Source organism: Candidatus Magnetaquicoccus inordinatus (genome assembly GCF_004217665.1).
Taxonomy (GTDB): Bacteria; Pseudomonadota; Magnetococcia; order Magnetococcales; family Magnetaquicoccaceae; genus Magnetaquicoccus; species Magnetaquicoccus inordinatus.
On sequence record NZ_RXIU01000482.1, the window covers coordinates 1 to 1,226 of the forward strand.

1 protein-coding gene and 1 pseudogene are annotated in these 1,226 nt (G+C 47.2%); both read right to left on the reverse strand.

Features of this window, described 5'->3' with window-relative positions:
• On the reverse strand, window positions 1-822 hold an 822-nt coding region (locus EJP87_RS16700; protein ID WP_130472959.1), incomplete at its 3' end, for a CHASE2 domain-containing protein.
• Window positions 823-1,008: 186 nt separating this feature from the next.
• Window positions 1,009-1,226, reverse strand: a pseudogene (locus tag EJP87_RS18200) (hypothetical protein); the annotation flags it as partial.

The following is a 1,226-nucleotide window of genomic DNA, read 5'->3' on the forward strand; positions in this document are numbered from 1 at the left end:
GAGCAAAACCAACTTATCCTTGACCCAGACGCTCAACTCCAGGCGTTCATCCTCATCCAATTTGTCGATATCGATAAAGTCCAATGCGCTTAAGCCTGCTGATTGGCTTAAAAATTTTGTTCCAGAGGGCAGCGCCGGAAAATCAATATAAAAATTGCCAAATTGATCGAGAGGAACCGCAATTTTCTCTCCCAGTTTCAAGATATTATTTTCCAGTTGCGGCTCCACCCCCAGGTACATGGCGAGAGCTTTAACGGCAAAAGGCCATGCGTTGACCTGTTGGTTGATGGTTGGATAAATTTTCAGACGGGAGAGTGAGGTCACAAGGGCACTTTGCGAGCCGATATTGGTATAACCGTTTTGCGTGACATCGGCCAATACTGGGGTGGCTGTATTCAGCTTGATAAATTGATTTTTTCTGAATTCAGCCTGGGAGACCACCATGACATTACCCGCTTTTTTGAATGATTCGGCGGTGGGGGGATCCTCTCCGTAGGAGCTGGGAAAGTCCATCAGCAAGTCGACTGCCACCACCCTGGCGCCCAGTGCGCGCAGATTTTCAGCAATCTTGCCAATATCGGTCCGGCGCAGAGGAAAACTGCCATAGGCGGTAAAAAATTTTTCATCGGTATTGACCAGGACGATGGCATCTTTGGAAAATTGCGTTTGTTCTGGCTTGCCTTTGCTTTGCCGCAACAGATGGCGAAAGGAGATGGTTTGCTCTTCCAGGAAGGCAAAGGATTCATATTGTTCTGCTGGTATGGCAAGAAGAAACAGCAGGATGACTAGTAACAGATCATAGCGACTCAGCAATTTTTTCATGGTCGATCGCTTTCTCCCGGCATTACAGGAAAAATAGAAGTATTGATCGAAGATTAATTCATAACTGCATCACGTTGTCAACCATGCGCAAGAACAAAACGACCTGAGCGAGTCATACCCGCTCAGGTCGTAGAGAGATGGTCAACACAGCCAGTGTGTTGCGGACAGGAATCCGCAGCGGCAAGATCAACCGCCAGTGGCTTTACGCATATCCTGCAGTTTCAAAGCGCTATCCTTTTTCTGCTTTTCCAGTTTCAGGTCATTATAGGCTTTGATCAGCATGGGATACATATCAATGTCATCGGCATTGGCATCAAAATGTTTGCGATAGAGATCCATGGCAGAGACGGTCAAGCCTTTGTCATCGAGGAAATAGGCTTTGAAGAAGGTGTCACCCGGTGAGG